Raw genomic sequence first — 14,056 nt, forward strand, 5'->3', positions numbered from 1 at the left:
CGGCCGAGGCAAGCGGGCGGTCGTGTCGCGCGATTGCGCGTCGTCGTCACCCGTCAAGCCCTGGGAAAACCGACGCACGGCCTTATGACCATCAGAGATGGCTCGCGTGGAGGGCCGGTCCAGTCGCGCCAATATGAGGCCCATCATGGAATCAGGCTTGCACCGCCTCGTTTACTACAGCCGCAACCGCATTCCGGAACCGGACCTGGTGGACGCCATCGCCGACATCCTGGCGAGCAGCCGCAGGAACAATGCGGCCTCCGATATTTCCGGCGCCCTGATGTTCAATGCCGGGTGTTTCGGGCAGGTGCTGGAAGGCCGCCGCGAGGCTCTGGAGGCTACCTTCAACCGCATCCAGCGCGATGCACGTCACCGCGAAGTGTCGTTGCTGGCCTTCGAGCCGCTGGCGCAGCGCGGCTTCCCGCATTGGTCGATGGGCTTTGTGGGCGCGCGGCCCATCGATGCCCGGAGCTTCGCCGAGATCGGGCAGGCGACCGGCTTCGATCCGTCTCAGGCGACCAGCGACAAGCTGCTGGCCGCCCTGCACAAGTTGACCATCAAGGACGAAGGCGCGCGCGGCTGACGGCCCGCCCTCAACCGCAACGAGAGTCAGGCGCGCGAAGCGGCAGCCCAATCCCGCACGGCGGCCACGAGGTCTCGCGCCTTCCCGCGCACGTCGTCCGGCGTCATGCCGGGCTTAAACAGCGAGGAGCCGATGCCGAAGCCATGCACGACGCTGCCGTTCCAGGTGCCGATCGTGTCGGCCGCGACGCCGCCCACGACGAGCAGGCGCGTGCCCTTCGGCAGCACGGCCGCCATGGCGCGCGCCACACCCGGCGTCACCAGTTCGCCCGGAAACAGCTTGACCGCATGAGCGCCCGCCTCGAGCGCCGCAAAGGCCTCGGTCGGCGTCAAACATCCCGGCAAGGACACAAGCCCCGCCTCGCGGGCCCGGCGGATCACCACCGGGTTCATGTTGGGCGAGATGATGATCTGACCGCCGACGTCGCGCACCCGGTCGACGTCGCCCGGCGTCAGCACCGTCCCGGCGCCGACGGTCGCATGCCCCGCGAAGGCACGCGCCAGAAGGCCGATGCTCTCAAAGGGTTCGGGCGAGTTCAACGGAACTTCGAGGATGCGAATGCCGGATTCGACCAGCGCCATGCCGATCGCCACAGCCTCGCGCGGCACGAGGCCGCGCAGGATGGCCACCACCGGCATGGTGGCGAAATCGTCCGCATAGCGGTCTTCGATCGTCCCAGTCATCGCAGCTGTTCCAATCCGAAATCCCCCGCGCTGGCGGCCAGGAGCTTGAGCCCCGAAAGCGTCGCCGCCTCGGGCGTCACGCTCACGACCGAAAAACCATGCCGCGCCAGGATGCGTTCATAAGGACCGAGCTGCGGTTCGCCGGCCACCAAGGTCACGGCGCCGGCGGCGCCGAACATGGCACGCGCGCCGGCCGCCTCGGCTTCGATCAGCAGCGCCGACAAGAACGGCCGCACGGCATGGCCCGACATGGTGCCGGCCAGCACCTGGGCGCGGGCCTGGAACACCTGCCGGCTCAACCCGCCCGGCAGGCGGGCCACCGTTTCCCCGACCGCCGCCCCGGCATCCGCATCGTCCGGCGCCTCGGCGAGACGCCCCACAAAGGATTGCGTCAGGGCCGCATAGAGCTCTCCCGTCGCAAAGGTGGCGAAGCGACGGATACGGCCATCGACCATCTCGACCCATTTGCTATGGGTGCCCGGCAGACAAACGAGGCCATCCCGCAGCCCAGACCCGAAGGCCTGCACCTCTTCGCCCCGCATGACGTCGTAGCTGCCGTCCTCGGAGCGGCAATCGACGCCCGGCACGATGAAAACCCGCCGCGCCGCCGCGGCGACGCGCTGCAGGCTGCGGCCGAGATCGTCGGCACCGCAGGGCGGCGACACATAGGGCACCTCGATCCAGCCGTTACGGCTGCCCACCATGCCGGACATCAGCACCGGCAGGTCGGGATGCGCCGCAAACCAGGCGCTGCAGGCCGCCTCGAGCGCGGCCTCGTAGCCGCCGGCCGGCACGCTCTGGACGCCGTCCTCGGACGCGGCACGATCGAGGACGTGGCCGTTGCGGTCGACCAGCGCGGCCCGCATGCGGGTGGTGCCCCAGTCCACGGCCACGAAGGCGGGAAGCTGCATGGTGGTCATCGCGACGCCTTCAAACCCAGCCGCCATCGACGAGGTAGCTCTGGTTCGTCATCGCCCCTGCCTCGTCGGACGCGAAGAACAGGGCCGTGCGGGCGACGTCGTCGGGTACCAGGGCGCGTTTCAAACATTGCCGCTCGAGGCGGTCGCGGTCGGCCTCCGGGGTCAGCCACAGGTCGCGCTGGCGCTCCGTCATGATCCAGCCCGGGGCGATCGACAGCACCCGGATGTTGTCCTTGCCATAATCGCGCGCCAGCGAGCGCGTGAAGCCGAGGATGGCGGATTTGGCCGCCGTGTAGATGGCCATGTTGCCCTGACCCAGCATCCAGGACACCGAGCCGAAGTTGATGATGCAGCCCTTTTGCGCCGCCTGCATGTCGGGCAGCACCGCCTGGGCGGCAAAGAACTGGTGCTTCAGATTGACCGCGATGCGCTCGTCGAAATAGTCCGGCGTGATATCCGCGAAGGCATGGCGCTCGTCGTGAGCGGCGTTATTGAGCAGAACGCCGAAGGGACCGACCTGCTCCCGCAGGGCCGCGATACCGGCCTTCAGTTCGTCGATGCGTCGCAAATCCGCATGCGCAAAGGCGACCTTGTGCCCCGCCTCGGTCAATTCGGCCACGAGGGCCTGCGAGGGTGCGTCCGCGATATCCAGGAACCCGACCCTGGCGCCCTGCTGGGCGAAGCGGCGGGTCAGGGCCGCCCCGATGCCGCTGCCGCCGCCGGTAATCAGCACGGCTGCGTCCCGCAAGCTCGGATAGGTCGCAATCTCGGTCATGCAGGCATCCCGTCGCTCAATCGGCTTCGGTTTAGTGAGGCCGCGGCATTCCCGCAATCGGCAACCGGAGCGTCCGCAGCATTCCCATGCGCGGTTTGCCGCTTTACGGGCCTGCCGTCGCGCGCCATAGTCCGCCCGCTCGAAAGGACCCCGATATGGCGCATGACAAGCGCGGACCCAAGATACCGTTCAGCATCGCCCAGGTGTTCTCGTGGTGGAACCGCCTCACGATCGGCACGCGCGTTTGGACGAACCGCTACGGAATCTATGTGGGGTCTGACGAGTTCGGCAATGCTTATTACAAAACCGGCAAGATCGATCCCGTGCTGTTGTTCGAGCGCCGCTGGGTGATCTATGCCGGCGAATGTGACGGCTCTCTGACGCCGCCCGGTTGGTACGGCTGGCTGCACCACACCTGCGACACGCCGCCGACGGAAGAAAACTACAAGCCCCGCGACTGGCAGAAGCCTTATGTGCCGAACATGACCGGCACCCCGGCCGCGTATCGACCCGAAGGATCGACGCTGCGTTCCGGCCAGCGGCAGAAGACAGGGGCCGATTACGGAGCCTGGACGCCCAACTGAGGGCCGCGGCATCATCGATTTGCCATACCGGTCGCGTGTAACCGCGGGATCGTTCACCCGGGGATGCGCGCGAGTTCCGATGGTATCGTTTCGTCCTGCACGGATCATCGCCGGCATCGGGCTGGCGGCGGTTCTTGCCGCGCCCCCTGCCCTGGCCGACAAGATCAAGAATCCGGTGGCGGTGTTTTCCGGGCTCGACAAGATCACCGGACGCATCATCTCGTTCGAAGCCAAGATCGACGAAACGGTGCAGTTCGGTTCGCTGCAGGTGACGCCCCGCGTTTGCTACACCCGTCCGCAAACCGAAACCCCGCAGACAGACGCCTTTACCCAGGTGGACGAGGTGCAGTCGGACAAGACCGACAAGCAGATCTTCTCCGGCTGGATGTTCTCGGCGAGCCCCGGCCTGCACGGCGTCGAACATCCGGTCTATGATGTGTGGCTGACCGATTGCAAAGGCGGCACGCAGGTGATCGCCGATGTGCCCAGCCTCGACCAGGACCCGAACGCCCTTCCGGCCGCCCTTGCGCCTGGCGCAACACCGGCCCCGGCCGCGCCGGTGGCGGCCCCGGCACCACCCAAGCCGCGCCGGGTGGTCCGTCGTCAGGAACCGCCGCCCGTGGCGATCGAGCCTGAACGCCGGGAGCCGAGCCAGTCCTTCTTCCCGACCAACAGCTATTCCAATGATTTCGGCGGCAAGGACCCGGCCGGCAAGTGATCTGCCGGCTGCGTGACCTCTGCGGCGCTCCGGTCGAGCGTCGCAAGGACTTGCAGACCGCTTAAAGCGGCGTCGGTCGGAAAGGTTGCCGGGAGCCTCAGCGCCTCGGCCAATAGCCGACGGTAGCGGCGGCGTGAAATCTCCACCGCGCCGAGGCTCGCCAGGTGCGGCGTGACGAATTGCGTGTCGAGCAGGCGAAAGCCGCCGCGCACCAGACGCGCCGCGAGATGCGCCAGCGCCACCTTCGAGGCATCGGGCTCGCGGTGGAACATGCTTTCCCCGAAGAAGGCGCCGCCCAGCGACACACCGTAAAGGCCGCCGACAAGCGCCCCCGCCTGCCGCACCTCGACCGTATGGACGAAGCCGCGCGTGAACAATTCGCCATAGGATTGGCGGATCGGGGCGTTGATCCAGGTGCTCGGCCGATCGGCCTTGGCTTCGGCGCAGCCGGCGATCACGGCATCGAAGTCGCGATCGACCGCCACCGTGAAGCGATCCGACCGCAACACTTTCGCGAGGCTGCGGGCGATGCGCAGTCCATCGAGCGGAAAAACGCCCCGCCGTTCGGGATCCACCCAAAACAGCTCCGGGTCGTCGGCGCCCTCGGACATCGGGAAGATGCCGGCCGCATAGGCTCGCAACAGGAGGTCCGGGTGCAGTTCGACCGGGGGATGCGGAGGCGCCATGGTGTCCGTGATAGAAACCGTGGGCTGCCGGTCAAGTCCGTCAGCCGAGGTGGCGGTCGTGCCATTCGGGTGCGCCGTCGCAAAAGGCGAAATGGCTGACGAGGCGCGACGGCGCTGCGGGATCAGCGGCCCCCGATGCCTTCGTCGATCCGATCGGCCGCTTCCGGCAAGCCCGGTTGGGTTCGAGCCCCATGGCGGCGCCGAGCCAGACCGCAAGCCGCCTGAGCCCGCGCCCGGCGGCGGTCGGGGCGGAAGAGCCGGTCGGCAGGCCGAACGAGCGCAGGCCGCGACACGGGTCATCGGCCCCCCTGCTGGCCTGAGAAAATGCGGCGAGGATCGCCGCCGTCCGATAGGCAGACGCAAACGACAGATGGTCCATGCCGCAGGTCTACGGGCAAAGCTTTTCGGTGCCGTTCCCCGCATCGCTCAAGACCGAGCCGTCGCGTTTACCTTTGCCTTGCTGGCCGGCATCGCCTAAGTCGGGCGCCACGGGAGAGGCATGCGATGACACAGGGGATTGAGGAACATACCGTGTCGACGGCGCATCATCACCGGGTCCTGATCATCGATTTCGGCTCGCAGGTCACGCAACTCATCGCCCGCCGGGTGCGGGACGCCGGCATCTACAGCGAGGTGGTGCCGTTCCAGAATGCCGCGGCCGCCATCGAGGCCGGCATGCCGGACGCCTTTATTCTGTCGGGCGGCCCTGAATCCGCCGGCCAAGAGAACAGCCCCCGCGCGCCCGATGCGGTGTTCGCATCCGGCAAGCCCGTTCTCGGCATCTGCTACGGCCAGATGGCGATGGCGCATCAGCTCGGCGGCGCCGTCAACCAGGGCGACCACCGCGAATTCGGGCGTGCCGATGTGACGGTGCGCGATCGATGCGCCTTGTTCGACGACCTGTGGACCGAGGGTGAGTCGCATCCGGTCTGGATGAGCCATGGCGACATCGTCACCCGGATGCCGGAAGGCTTTCGCATCGTCGCGACCTCGCCGAGCGCCCCTTATGCGGTGATCGCTGACGAGGCGCGTCATTATTACGGCCTGATGTTCCATCCGGAGGTGGTGCATACGCCGGACGGCGGACGGCTGATCTCGAACTTCCTGCACAAGGTGGCGGGTCTCAAATCCGACTGGACCATGGCGGCGTTCCGCGACGAGGCCTTGGCGCAGATCCGAGCTCAGGTGGGCCAGGGCCGGGTGCTGTGCGGCCTGTCGGGCGGCGTCGATTCGGCGGTCGCGGCCGTATTGATCCATGAGGCGATCGGCGAGCAGCTCACCTGCGTCTTCGTCGACCATGGCCTGCTGCGCCAGGACGAGGCCACGCAGGTCGTGTCGCTGTTCCGCGACCATTACAACATCCCGCTGGTCCATGTGGACGCGAGCGAGCTGTTCCTCGGGTCGCTCGCCGGCATCACCGACCCGGAGCAGAAGCGCAAGACGATCGGCAAACTCTTCATCGACGTCTTCGAGGCGGAAGCCGCGAAGATCGGCGGCGCCGATTTCCTCGCCCAGGGCACGCTCTACCCTGACGTCATCGAAAGCGTGTCCTTCAGTGGCGGCCCGTCGGTGACGATCAAGTCGCACCACAATGTCGGCGGCCTGCCCGCGCGCATGAACATGAAGCTCGTTGAGCCGTTGCGGGCCTTGTTCAAGGACGAGGTGCGGGTGCTCGGACGCGCCCTCGGACTACCGGCGGCCTTCGTGGGACGGCACCCCTTCCCGGGGCCGGGCCTAGCGATCCGCATTCCCGGCGACATCACGCGCGAAAAGCTCGACATCCTCCGTCAAGCCGACGCGATCTATCTCGCCGAGATCCGTGAAGCCGGACTCTACGACACGATCTGGCAGGCCTTCGCGGTGTTGTTGCCGGTGCGCACCGTGGGAGTCATGGGCGACGGCCGGACCTACGACCAGGTTTGCGGCCTCCGCGCCGTCACCTCGGTGGACGGCATGACGGCCGATTTCTTCCCCTTCGACATGGCGTTCCTGGGCCGGGTCGCGACCCGCATCATCAACGAAGTGAAGGGCATCAACCGTGTCGTCTATGACGTCACGTCGAAGCCGCCCGGCACGATCGAGTGGGAATAGCGCCCCGCTGAGGCCTGTGCCCCTGCCTTGCGTCGTCCAGCGCCGCATGGCATGGGTCTCGCATGCTGACCTCGACCTTGCCTGACCAGGCTCCCGCCTCGGAGCGTGCGGCGCCGCGCATTTCCTTCGTGTCGCTCGGCTGCCCGAAGGCGCTGGTCGATAGCGAGCGCATCATCACGCGTTTGCGGGCCGAAGGCTACGAACTGACGAAAAGCCATGCCGGGGCCGACGCGGTGATCGTCAACACCTGCGGGTTCCTGGACAGCGCCAAGCGCGAGTCGCTCGATGCGATCGGAGCCGCGCTGGCCGAGAATGGCAAAGTGATCGTCACGGGCTGTATGGGTGCCGAACCGGGTGCCGTGACGGCAGAACACCCGAACGTCCTGTCGATCTCTGGCCCGCAAGCCTATGAGACCGTGATGACGGCGGTCCGCAAGGTCGCCGCGCCGCTGCACGATCCCTTCCTCGACCTCGTGCCGCCGCAGGGTATCAAGCTGACACCGCGGCACTATGCTTATCTTAAAATTTCAGAGGGTTGCAACAATCGCTGCTCCTTCTGCATCATCCCACGCCTGCGCGGCGATCTGGTGTCGCGGCCGGTTGGCGACGTGTTGCGTGAGGCGGAGCGACTGGTCAAGGCGGGCGTCAAGGAGCTGCTGGTGGTGTCGCAGGACACCGGCGCCTATGGGCTCGACGTGCGATTTGCCACCGATCGTTTCGGCGACCGCGAGGTCCGCACCAAGTTCATCGACCTCGCCCGCGAGCTGGGCCAGTTCGGCGCCTGGGTCCGGCTGCATTACGTCTACCCGTATCCGCATATCGACGACGTGATCGCCTTGATGGCGGACGGGCTGGTGCTGCCTTACCTCGACATTCCGTTCCAGCACGCATCGCCGAAGGTGCTGCGGGCGATGCGGCGGCCCGGCAACCACGAAAAAGTGCTCGATCGCATCCGGTCCTGGCGCACCGCCCTGCCCGACCTGACGCTGCGCTCGACCTTCATCGTCGGGTTTCCGGGCGAAACCGAAGCGGATTTCCAGTTCCTGCTCGACTGGATGACGGAAGCCAAGCTCGACCGGGTGGGCGCCTTCAAATACGAGCCGGTGGCCGGTGCCCCAGCCAACGACCTTGGCCTGACGCCCATCGCCCCCGCCCTGCAGGAAGAACGGCACCGCCGCTTCATGCAGCACCAGCAATCCATCAGCGCGGCTCGGCAGAAGGCCAAGGTGGGTCGTCGATTGCAGGTCATCGTCGATCAGGCGGGCCCGACGGTCGCGCAGGGGCGCAGCAAGGGCGACGCACCCGAGATCGACGGCAAGGTCTACATGACCTCTCGGCGGCCCGTGCGCGTCGGCGACATCGTCACCGTCAAGGTCGAGCGCGCCGATGCCTATGACCTGCACGGCATGGTGGTTTGATCCGTCTCGTAGGAAAGCTCATGCGGCGAGCGGGTTGTGAGGGTTTTCGAACCCGTCGCCGCACCTGGGTCGTTCAGGCTCTGCGCCGGAACACATCGAGGCGGTAATCCTTGGTGCGCCGCTGCACCATCGGCGTCAGCACATCGCCGAGCGCCCCGATTAGGACTTCGCTAGCCTCGTCGGGCCGTGCGGTGACCCCGCCCTTCTTGCCGATCCAGTGCACCAGCACCACGTCGCCGCCAGGATCGAGCGTCCGCCGCAGGCAATCGCCCACGCCTGAAAGATCCGACGTGCCGAGATAATCCAGCACCTCCGACAGCACCACCAGGTCGAACCGCTCTTGCGGCCAGTCGCGCGGCACGAAAGCCTCGGCGAAGCGGACCCAGGGCTTGTCGGCGTTGCGGTGCCGCGCAGCCGTCAGGGCGGTCGACACCGGTTCGACGGCGAGCAGGTCGTCGCAGCGGTCGGCGAGCGCCCGCGTCAGCACCCCCACCGAGCAGCCGACCTCATAGGCGCGGGCATAACGCGCGCGCGGCAAGGCGGCCAGCGTTGCCGCATATTTGGCGGCCTCGTAGGCGGAGCTGGCGAAATGCCAGGGGTCGTCCCCGCGGGCGTATATCGCCTCGAAGTGGCTCAGTGGAAGTGTGTCGTCACGCATGCCGGTGCACCACGGCCAACACCCTACAGATGCCAGAGACCAACCGCGAGCTGATGCAGGGTCGCGACCGTCGCGGCGGCCACGAAGGCCTGAACGGCACCCCAAAGATGCGTCATGGGCGGAACTCCGGAATGCGATGCGGGACGGCTGAAGCTGTGCGGGGGTCGGGGCGGCGGCCGGAGCCTCACCATGTTTCGGTGTCGATGATTCCGCGGCTCGTCACCACGATCCAACCACGGCCCCGGCGCTGGATCGCCTGCACCTCGCCGGCGCCCGGCAGCACCTCGCCCGGGACGACTTCGCGGACGCTGCCACTGCGACCTTCCACCAGGGCGATGCCGGAATACACATCCCGCACGATCCAGTTGTCGAGCACCGCCGGCTTCGCGGCGCGGCCTGTCGGGGCCGCGTTGGCCTGCACGGTCGTGGCCTGGGTCGCCGGCTTCGCGGGCACGATGCTGCCGGTCGGGGCCGGTGACGCGACCTGGTGCTCGATGCGGTCGAGCCGCGAGGCGATCTCCCCCAGCCGTGGATCGTGGTCGATCCGGTCGAGCCGCGACACCACCTCGGTCATGGCCGGCGGGGTCGCGGGTTTGCTTTCGAGCTTTGCGGCCAATTGCGCCGTCGCGGCCGCGTTGGCCGAGCGCAGCCCATCGACCTCACCGCGCAATTGATCGACGGTCTTGCGCAGCGCCTTCAAGGTGTCGTCCTGCCGGTCGGCCACCACGGCGGACTTCAGGTCGCCCACATCCTTGCCGAGCTTCGCCAGCGCGGTGGCATTGGCGCCCGACGCCGCCGCGACGTGGAGGGTGCGCAGATGCCACCGGTAGCCTTCCAGGGCGACGCCGCCGCTCGCCGCTGCGATCGCAAGGCCGCCCGCGACGGCCAGACCGAGGGAAAGACGCCGGGCAGCCTTCGGCGACGCCGCAGGCCGGGGCGCCTGTTTCGGTTCGGATCGTGGCGTGCGGAGAGGCGGCATCACCTCGCCGTCGAGGACCGGTGCGCCGCGGGCCGCGGAGGAATGCGCTGACAAGGACGAGGGATCGGAGGTCATGCGGGCGGCTCGCTGAAACGCTTCGTTCACCACGATGCGCCAGGAGGCTGAATCAAACCTTACCGATCGGTCTCGCCGGAACGCCTTCGCGCCGATACGGCGGCGCGGACCCCATCGACCCGCGACTTGGATCGTTCTGCGATTCCGTAGCTTCGGGGCGGCGGCTTAGGCTCGAAGGGTGCCGCATGGCGACAACGGTCGCGGCACTGACGTCAGCCACCCCTGTGCGAGGTTGTGCTTTGGCACCGGCCAAGCCATGGTTTTGCCCGTAATGACGGCGCCGCGATCAGAGGCGCCGCAGGAGGGACGCAAACCGTGCTGACCAAGGATTTCGAAGTCATCGATGCCCGTTTCACGCGGCTCGTCCATGGCAATTGCCATCTGGAAACATTGTGGACGGGCTCGCGCTGGGCCGAAGGCCCGGCCTATTTCGCGGCCGGCAAATATCTGGTGTGGTCCGACATCCCGAACGATCGCGTCATGCGGTATGACGAGACCGATGGCTCGGTCTCGGTGTTCCTGCAACCGGCCGGCAACCACAACGGCCACACGGTCGATCGACAGGGCCGGCTCGTGTCCTGCGAGCATGGCGGCCGCTGCGTGTCGCGCATCGAGCACGACGGCAGCCGCACCGTGCTGGCGAGTCATATCGACGGCAAACGGCTGAACTCGCCCAACGACGTGGTGGTCAAATCCGACGACTCGGTGTGGTTCACCGATCCGACCTACGGGATCGACAGCCATTACGAGGGCAACGCGGCCGAATCGGAGCTCGGGGTCAGCCACGTCTATCGGATCGACGGCAGCACGGGCGCGGTGACATCCGTGGTGCAACACATCGTCAAGCCGAACGGCCTTGCCTTCTCGCCCGACGAATCGCTGCTGTACGTGGTCGACACCGGCGTCAGCCATGTCGTGAACGGGCCCCGCGACATCCACGTCTTCGACGTCGCGGCCGATGGCAGGAGCCTGGGGGCGAGCCGGCTGTTCGCCACCTGTCCGGTGGGCGTCTTCGACGGCCTCAGGATCGACACCGCGGGCCATATCTGGACCTCCACGGCCGAGGGGGTTTATTGCTACCACCCCGACGGCACGTTGCTGGGCAAGATCAAGGTGCCGGAAACCGTGGCGAACCTGTGTTTCGGCGGTCCGAAGCGGAACCGGCTCTACATCTGCGGCACCACTTCGCTTTACGCGACCTATGTGAACGCCCATGGAGCCTCCTGGCCGCGCTAGCGGGCCAAACGGTGAAACCGCATCGGACCGCGGCCGGAAAGAAACGATTACCTTCGTAGAGGGCAATCGCCCGAAGGGCCTTCCAAAGTTCTTCGACAAGCCTGTACGATAGCGCCGCAGTCGGACCTTCGTCGGGCTTTGTGCGTTTCGAGTGACAAAACTGGGCGAAAACGCCCGACGTCGAGCGGCGGGACGCGAGGCGGGAGATCAAGATCGGCGCGTCGCGCGCTCGAACGGGACTGGTCCCGAAGCGAGAGCGAGGCGCCAAGACGTTTCTCGTCGACACCGACGCGAAGGATCATGGAAAGGAAACAGGATGGCTAAGTCGGCATCAAAGGACACCAAGGCTCCCGCAAAGGCGCCTGCCAGCAAGGGATCGAAGGCCCAGAAGGCGATCGAGGCCGAGGCCGAAGTCGCCACCGGGAAGACCAAGAATGACAAGGCCAAGCAGGTCCCGCCGGTCAAGAAGGTCAATGCCGCGCTGTCGAAGCCGCTGAAGGTGTCGGAGCAGCTGGCGGCCGTGGTCGGCAAGGGGCCGATGCCGCGGACCGAAGTCGTGAGCCAGGTCTGGGATTACATCCGCAAGCACGACCTGCAGAACCCCGAGAACCGGCGCGAGATCCTCGCCGACGACAAGCTGAAGGTCGTGTTCGGGCAGGACAAGGCGACGATGTTCGAGATGAACAAGCTTTTATCGGCGCATCTCACTCAGGAGTGAGCCGTCGGGAGTCCAGCCGGCGCAGCGGCATAGCCCGCCTCGCCGGCCGGGCTTAAAACGCGTAGCGTATGCCGCAATAGGGCATTGAGCGCGCCAGAAGGGCTTGGAAGCGATCGAGCCATTGCCGCTTCCAGGCGACGCGGTAACGCAGGTTCACCATGCCGCCCTGCGAGAGTTTGGTTTCCTGGGTTTCGGGTGTCCACAACAGGTCCTCGGCCCGGGGGTGCCAGCGCTGGTTGACCTCGTGCAGCTGCTCGTTGTGGGTGAGGAAGATCACCTCGGCCTTGAGCTGCGCCTTCGCGGCGGGCGACAGCGCGGCATCGATCTGACCGAACAGCGCACGCCAATCGTCTTCCCAGCCCCGATACACGATAACGGGCGAAAAGTTGACGTGCACCTCGTAGCCGGCGCGGACGAAGTCGTCGATCGCCGCGATGCGGTCTGCGATGGGACTGGTGCGGACGTCCACCACCCGGGCGATCGCTTCGGGCATCAATGAAAAGCGGATGCGCATGCGCCCTTGCGGATCGTAGCCCAGCAGGTCCCTGTTGACGAACTTGGTCGCGAACGAGCCCTTGCCGTTCGGGATGTCGCGAAACGTCGCCACCAGGTCGCGGACATTGTCGCAAAGCAGCGCGTCGACCGACAGGTCGCCGTTCTCCCCGAGGTCGTAGACCCAGGCCCGCTCATCGATCTGGTCAGGCTCTCCCAGAGGACCCTGGCGCGCCGCATGGCGCGAAAGGGCGCGGCGGATCTCCTCGATGTTGACGAAGAGCGAGATCGGGTTGGCGAAGCCTTTGCGGCGTGGGACGTAGCAATAGGCGCAGGCCATCGCACACCCATTCGAGGTCGAAGGCGCGATGAAATGGGCGCTTCGCCCGTTCGGCCGAAACGTCAACGCCTTTTTGACCCCAAGCACCAGCGTGTCGCGCTTGATGCGCAGCCAGTCTTCGGCACTGCCTGCATTGCCGTGCAGGCTCGGGATCATCCAGTGGGATGTCACCGGAATCCGCTCGGCGTCCGGGTATCGGGCCAGGATCTCCTGCCCACGCGGGTATTCCGCCACCTTGGCTTCCAGGAAGATCCTGCGGATGTCGAGAAGCTGGTCGGGCAAGGCCATGCAAAGTTTCCGTTGGCGTCCTCCACGGGGCGGGTGGCCGATCGATCGCAGTCTAAGCCGGGTTCAGGCCGCCCGAGCGCGGCTGCGGCCCTGCGCCGCGGCGAACCCCAGCGTCCGACATCGTTGCCAAAGCGACCCTAGCACGACGAGGACGTCCATGACCCTGCTTCCCGAGCTTCCTCCGGCGGCCTTTGCCAAGCTCGATGCCGCGCCGGACGACCGGTTCTACGCCATGCCCCGCTTCGTCACCCACATCGACGCCGCGGCCGTGGCAGCGGTCACGCAATTCTACAGGGATATGCTGCCGCCAGGGGGAACGGTGCTCGATTTGATGGCGAGCTGGGTCAGCCATCTGCCGGCCGATCGGTCCTATGCGTCCGTCGTCGGCCACGGCATGAATGCCGAGGAACTCGCGGCCAACCCACGCCTGACGCGATGGTTCGTGCAGAACCTGAATGCCGACCCCCACCTGCCTCTCTAGGCTGCAAGCTTCGACGCCGTGGTGGTGTGCGCCTCGGTGCAATACCTGCAGACCCCAGTCGTGGTGTTGCACGAGGTTCACCGCGTGCTCCGTCCGGGAGGGCTGGTGGTCATCAGCTTCTCGAACCGCTGCTTTCCCACCAAGGCGATCGCGCTCTGGGGCCGGCTCGGCGGCGCGGAGCGGATGCGCCTCGTTGCGCTCTACCTCCAGCAAGCCGGCTTCCCGACGGTCGAAGCCTACGACCTGGTGTCCGAAGGAAGCGGCGGAGACCCATTACATGTTGTGATCGGGCGAACGGCGGAATGAGCGCCGTTGCCTGAGTCTCGGCTAA

At 66.7% G+C, this 14,056-nt stretch carries 17 protein-coding genes and 1 pseudogene; 10 read left to right on the forward strand and 8 right to left on the reverse strand.

The window, feature by feature from the left end:
* Nucleotides 1-145 precede the first annotated feature (145 nt).
* Complete coding sequence (locus tag P7D22_RS08180) at nucleotides 146-583, forward strand: BLUF domain-containing protein (protein ID WP_319933735.1); 438 nt, start codon at nucleotides 146-148, stop codon at nucleotides 581-583.
* A 26-nt stretch (nucleotides 584-609) separates the two neighbouring features.
* On the opposite strand, the gene P7D22_RS08185 is transcribed toward P7D22_RS08180, so the two are convergent.
* Genes P7D22_RS08185 through P7D22_RS08195 form a run of 3 tightly spaced genes read right to left on the reverse strand, consistent with a single transcriptional unit; the run spans nucleotide 610 to nucleotide 2,961 of the window.
* Nucleotides 610-1,266 (reverse strand): 2-dehydro-3-deoxy-6-phosphogalactonate aldolase, encoded by a 657-nt coding sequence (locus tag P7D22_RS08185; RefSeq protein ID WP_319933736.1) that lies wholly within the window; start codon nucleotides 1,264-1,266, stop codon nucleotides 610-612.
* On the reverse strand, nucleotides 1,263-2,186 hold the full coding sequence (locus P7D22_RS08190; RefSeq protein WP_319933737.1) for a 2-dehydro-3-deoxygalactonokinase: 924 nt from the start codon (nucleotides 2,184-2,186) through the stop codon (nucleotides 1,263-1,265). The genes P7D22_RS08185 and P7D22_RS08190 overlap by 4 nt, the downstream gene beginning before the upstream one ends.
* Before the next feature lie 10 nt (nucleotides 2,187-2,196).
* A complete protein-coding gene (locus P7D22_RS08195; protein ID WP_319933738.1) occupies nucleotides 2,197-2,961 on the reverse strand; it encodes an SDR family NAD(P)-dependent oxidoreductase in 765 nt (254 codons plus the stop codon).
* 155 nt (nucleotides 2,962-3,116) lie between these two features.
* On the opposite strand from P7D22_RS08195, the gene P7D22_RS08200 reads away from it, so the two are divergent.
* Both P7D22_RS08200 and P7D22_RS08205 read left to right on the forward strand, forming a co-directional pair.
* On the forward strand, nucleotides 3,117-3,545 hold the full coding sequence (locus P7D22_RS08200; protein WP_319933739.1) for an NADH:ubiquinone oxidoreductase subunit NDUFA12: 429 nt from the start codon (nucleotides 3,117-3,119) through the stop codon (nucleotides 3,543-3,545).
* Nucleotides 3,546-3,624: 79 nt separating this feature from the next.
* Nucleotides 3,625-4,263 (forward strand): DUF2155 domain-containing protein, encoded by a 639-nt coding sequence (locus P7D22_RS08205; protein ID WP_319933740.1) that lies wholly within the window; start codon nucleotides 3,625-3,627, stop codon nucleotides 4,261-4,263.
* Here P7D22_RS08205 and aat read toward each other — a convergent pair.
* Nucleotides 4,221-4,949 carry a leucyl/phenylalanyl-tRNA--protein transferase gene (aat, locus tag P7D22_RS08210; protein WP_319933741.1) on the reverse strand — a complete coding sequence of 243 codons (729 nt, stop codon included), beginning with the start codon at nucleotides 4,947-4,949 and terminating at the stop codon, nucleotides 4,221-4,223. The two genes, P7D22_RS08205 and aat, sit on opposite strands and share 43 nt — an antisense overlap.
* A 40-nt stretch (nucleotides 4,950-4,989) precedes the next feature.
* A complete protein-coding gene (locus tag P7D22_RS08215) occupies nucleotides 4,990-5,328 on the reverse strand; it encodes a hypothetical protein (protein ID WP_319933742.1) in 339 nt (112 codons plus the stop codon).
* A 125-nt stretch (nucleotides 5,329-5,453) separates the two neighbouring features.
* On the opposite strand from P7D22_RS08215, the gene guaA reads away from it, so the two are divergent.
* Both guaA and rimO read left to right on the forward strand, forming a co-directional pair.
* Complete coding sequence (guaA, locus tag P7D22_RS08220) at nucleotides 5,454-7,040, forward strand: glutamine-hydrolyzing GMP synthase (RefSeq protein ID WP_319933743.1); 1,587 nt, start codon at nucleotides 5,454-5,456, stop codon at nucleotides 7,038-7,040.
* A 62-nt stretch (nucleotides 7,041-7,102) separates the two neighbouring features.
* Nucleotides 7,103-8,458 (forward strand): 30S ribosomal protein S12 methylthiotransferase RimO, encoded by a 1,356-nt coding sequence (gene rimO, locus P7D22_RS08225; RefSeq protein ID WP_319933744.1) that lies wholly within the window; start codon nucleotides 7,103-7,105, stop codon nucleotides 8,456-8,458.
* A 73-nt stretch (nucleotides 8,459-8,531) separates the two neighbouring features.
* On the opposite strand, the gene P7D22_RS08230 is transcribed toward rimO, so the two are convergent.
* Nucleotides 8,532-9,116, reverse strand: coding sequence for a class I SAM-dependent DNA methyltransferase (locus P7D22_RS08230; protein ID WP_319933745.1), 585 nt, complete (start codon nucleotides 9,114-9,116; stop codon nucleotides 8,532-8,534).
* A 184-nt stretch (nucleotides 9,117-9,300) separates the two neighbouring features.
* A complete protein-coding gene (locus tag P7D22_RS08235) occupies nucleotides 9,301-10,170 on the reverse strand; it encodes a hypothetical protein (RefSeq protein ID WP_319933746.1) in 870 nt (289 codons plus the stop codon).
* A 315-nt stretch (nucleotides 10,171-10,485) separates the two neighbouring features.
* On the opposite strand from P7D22_RS08235, the gene P7D22_RS08240 reads away from it, so the two are divergent.
* Nucleotides 10,486-11,406 (forward strand): SMP-30/gluconolactonase/LRE family protein, encoded by a 921-nt coding sequence (locus P7D22_RS08240; protein WP_319933747.1) that lies wholly within the window; start codon nucleotides 10,486-10,488, stop codon nucleotides 11,404-11,406.
* 316 nt (nucleotides 11,407-11,722) lie between these two features.
* Complete coding sequence (locus tag P7D22_RS08245) at nucleotides 11,723-12,124, forward strand: SWIB/MDM2 domain-containing protein (protein ID WP_319933748.1); 402 nt, start codon at nucleotides 11,723-11,725, stop codon at nucleotides 12,122-12,124.
* 52 nt (nucleotides 12,125-12,176) lie between these two features.
* On the opposite strand, the gene P7D22_RS08250 is transcribed toward P7D22_RS08245, so the two are convergent.
* Entirely contained in the window at nucleotides 12,177-13,244 is a 1,068-nt protein-coding gene (locus P7D22_RS08250) for a spore photoproduct lyase family protein (RefSeq protein WP_319933749.1), read from the reverse strand.
* Between the two features lie 157 nt (nucleotides 13,245-13,401).
* On the opposite strand from P7D22_RS08250, the gene P7D22_RS08255 reads away from it, so the two are divergent.
* The 3 genes and pseudogenes from P7D22_RS08255 to P7D22_RS08265 all read left to right on the forward strand — a co-directional run bounded on the left by P7D22_RS08255 (nucleotide 13,402) and on the right by P7D22_RS08265 (nucleotide 14,031).
* On the forward strand, nucleotides 13,402-13,725 hold the full coding sequence (locus P7D22_RS08255) for a hypothetical protein (protein ID WP_319933750.1): 324 nt from the start codon (nucleotides 13,402-13,404) through the stop codon (nucleotides 13,723-13,725).
* 15 nt (nucleotides 13,726-13,740) lie between these two features.
* Nucleotides 13,741-13,827, forward strand: a pseudogene (locus P7D22_RS08260) (methyltransferase domain-containing protein); the annotation flags it as partial.
* Nucleotides 13,828-13,830: 3 nt separating this feature from the next.
* Nucleotides 13,831-14,031 (forward strand): hypothetical protein, encoded by a 201-nt coding sequence (locus P7D22_RS08265; RefSeq protein WP_319933751.1) that lies wholly within the window; start codon nucleotides 13,831-13,833, stop codon nucleotides 14,029-14,031.
* The last annotated feature ends 25 nt before the right edge of the window (nucleotides 14,032-14,056 follow it).

Source organism: Lichenihabitans sp. Uapishka_5, from assembly GCF_033947565.1.
Taxonomy (GTDB): domain Bacteria; phylum Pseudomonadota; class Alphaproteobacteria; order Rhizobiales; family Beijerinckiaceae; genus Lichenihabitans.

Excerpts from the sequence above, each read along its gene's own strand:
- P7D22_RS08180 (WP_319933735.1), top strand. The coding sequence starts at position 146 with ATGGAATCAGGCTTGCACCGCCTCGTTTACTACAGCCGCAACCGCATT.
- P7D22_RS08185 (WP_319933736.1), bottom strand. The coding sequence starts at position 1,266 with ATGACTGGGACGATCGAAGACCGCTATGCGGACGATTTCGCCACCATG.
- P7D22_RS08190 (WP_319933737.1), bottom strand. The coding sequence starts at position 2,186 with ATGACCACCATGCAGCTTCCCGCCTTCGTGGCCGTGGACTGGGGCACC.
- P7D22_RS08195 (WP_319933738.1), bottom strand. The coding sequence starts at position 2,961 with ATGACCGAGATTGCGACCTATCCGAGCTTGCGGGACGCAGCCGTGCTG.
- P7D22_RS08200 (WP_319933739.1), top strand. The coding sequence starts at position 3,117 with ATGGCGCATGACAAGCGCGGACCCAAGATACCGTTCAGCATCGCCCAG.
- P7D22_RS08205 (WP_319933740.1), top strand. The coding sequence starts at position 3,625 with ATGGTATCGTTTCGTCCTGCACGGATCATCGCCGGCATCGGGCTGGCG.
- aat (WP_319933741.1), bottom strand. The coding sequence starts at position 4,949 with ATGGCGCCTCCGCATCCCCCGGTCGAACTGCACCCGGACCTCCTGTTG.
- P7D22_RS08215 (WP_319933742.1), bottom strand. The coding sequence starts at position 5,328 with ATGGACCATCTGTCGTTTGCGTCTGCCTATCGGACGGCGGCGATCCTC.
- guaA (WP_319933743.1), top strand. The coding sequence starts at position 5,454 with ATGACACAGGGGATTGAGGAACATACCGTGTCGACGGCGCATCATCAC.
- rimO (WP_319933744.1), top strand. The coding sequence starts at position 7,103 with ATGCTGACCTCGACCTTGCCTGACCAGGCTCCCGCCTCGGAGCGTGCG.
- P7D22_RS08230 (WP_319933745.1), bottom strand. The coding sequence starts at position 9,116 with ATGCGTGACGACACACTTCCACTGAGCCACTTCGAGGCGATATACGCC.
- P7D22_RS08235 (WP_319933746.1), bottom strand. The coding sequence starts at position 10,170 with ATGACCTCCGATCCCTCGTCCTTGTCAGCGCATTCCTCCGCGGCCCGC.
- P7D22_RS08245 (WP_319933748.1), top strand. The coding sequence starts at position 11,723 with ATGGCTAAGTCGGCATCAAAGGACACCAAGGCTCCCGCAAAGGCGCCT.
- P7D22_RS08250 (WP_319933749.1), bottom strand. The coding sequence starts at position 13,244 with ATGGCCTTGCCCGACCAGCTTCTCGACATCCGCAGGATCTTCCTGGAA.
- P7D22_RS08255 (WP_319933750.1), top strand. The coding sequence starts at position 13,402 with ATGACCCTGCTTCCCGAGCTTCCTCCGGCGGCCTTTGCCAAGCTCGAT.